The sequence below is a fragment of the Lysinibacillus sp. BF-4 genome (assembly GCF_000743635.1).
In the GTDB taxonomy this organism is placed as follows: Bacteria; Bacillota; Bacilli; order Bacillales_A; family Planococcaceae; genus Metalysinibacillus; species Metalysinibacillus saudimassiliensis.
Genome location: NZ_JPUW01000084.1, coordinates 1 through 1,693, shown reverse-complemented (window position 1 = coordinate 1,693; position 1,693 = coordinate 1). Strand labels below are relative to the sequence as shown.

General features: G+C 38.4%; 2 protein-coding genes. One reads left to right on the top strand and one right to left on the bottom strand.

The window, feature by feature from the left end:
- Positions 1-26: 26 nt before the first annotated feature.
- Positions 27-932 (bottom strand): DMT family transporter, encoded by a 906-nt coding sequence (locus CH76_RS13200; RefSeq protein WP_036147315.1) that lies wholly within the window; start codon positions 930-932, stop codon positions 27-29.
- Between the two features lie 320 nt (positions 933-1,252).
- Here CH76_RS13200 and CH76_RS13195 point away from each other — a divergent pair.
- Positions 1,253-1,693: PfkB family carbohydrate kinase (locus CH76_RS13195; RefSeq protein WP_036147312.1), on the top strand; the 441-nt coding region annotated here is incomplete at its 3' end.

The following is a 1,693-nucleotide window of genomic DNA, read 5'->3' as shown; positions in this document are numbered from 1 at the left end:
CCAAATTTGAGAGTGGTATTTTTAGGCTAGGTAGTTTGTGTACGCTTTTGTTTGCGTAGCGACAATAGCGTGGGCAACATCATACCAATGAGTACAACAATAATACCGAAAATTTGTAGGGGTGTAATGGCTTCGTGTAGCACAATAACAGATACTGTAATCGCTACAGGTAGCTCCATAGCACTTAAAATCGAAGCAAAAGCACCGCCAACTTTTGGTACAGCAATTGAAAATAAATAAATCGGTAATAAGATACCTAGTACACCAAGAATCACACCATAAACCCACAGGCCATCGCCAAATAATCGTCCGTTCCAAGCGATTTCAGGTGTGAGGAAAATACTAATTAAAATAAGTGCAACAAATGACATTACCATCACACGAGCTGTTGTAGTAATACCTTCAACAGGGCGCGAGTTAAATTGTACAAAACACGCAAAACTACAAGCTGCTGCTAAGCCAAATGCCCAACCTTGCCATGCAATGCCACTTAAATCAACATCTAATACACCTGCGGCAAGTATCGTACCTGAAAATAAAAATAATAGGGATACGAGCTCTGTACGTGTTGGCATACGTTTTTTTAGCGCGCAGTCTAAAAATAAGCCAATCCAAGTAAATTGAAATAGCATAACTACGGCAAGTGAAGCAGGTAAATAATTTAAAGATTGTCCGTATACAATCCCTGTTGTACCTGTAAATAAGCCAGCGCCGATTACAGTAATCCAGCCGGACTTATTTAACCTCGGTAGCTGTCGTTGCGTTAAAATAAACAATAAAAAAGCAAGTCCACAACCAATCATATATTGGCTTGTGACTGCTTCCTCTGAAGTAAAGCCGTGATTCATGGCTACTTTAATAATCGTTGATAATACGCCGTAGCAGCTAGAGGCAATGATCACCATTAGGGGATACATTAGCGATGTTTTCATAAGCAAAACCTCTACTTTCACGTTGTAAATCGTCTGTATAGGTACTTGTCTGACCTCTACACATTGCCTTTTAGTATAACAGAAAAAACAAGGGAAACCACGAAAAAAGTAGTTTTCTTCAAAGTTTGATGATTCACTTTAATGAAATAAAGGCAGCTAGCATTAAAAAATACTTGTGGATCTACCTTAGTTAGGAAATTATCGCCTTTATAATTACATAGTGTAGGGGAAGTTCATAATAGTTTCAAAATAATAAAATTTTATCTAGTATTACTTTCGTGGTACGCTATAAGGAATTACTAATCGGAGGTACGAACAACATGAACGAAGAAAGTTATATTTTAGTGTATGGTGATGCTTTTGTGGATTATATTGCAACGGATGCGAGCAATAGCACATTTAAGAAATATATGGGCGGTGCAACAATTAATGTCGCAGCAGGCATTAGTCGCATTGGTGCGCCCTCATCCCTTATTACGATTACAGGTGACGATGCAACCTCACAATTTGTGCGCGATGAGTTGAAAAAAGAGGGCGTTAATACAGATTTTGCGATTTATGATGCAACAAAGCGTATTAGTGGCGTGTATGTGCATTTAACTAAAACAGGAGAGCGCGAGTTTAAAAACTATATTGACGAAACACCAGCACTACAAGTAACACCTACACAATTACAAGAAGCGGCATTTAAAAAAGCTTCTATTGTGAATGTATGTTCAGGTACGATGTTTGAGCCAACGGCCTTAACAACAACACAAGCT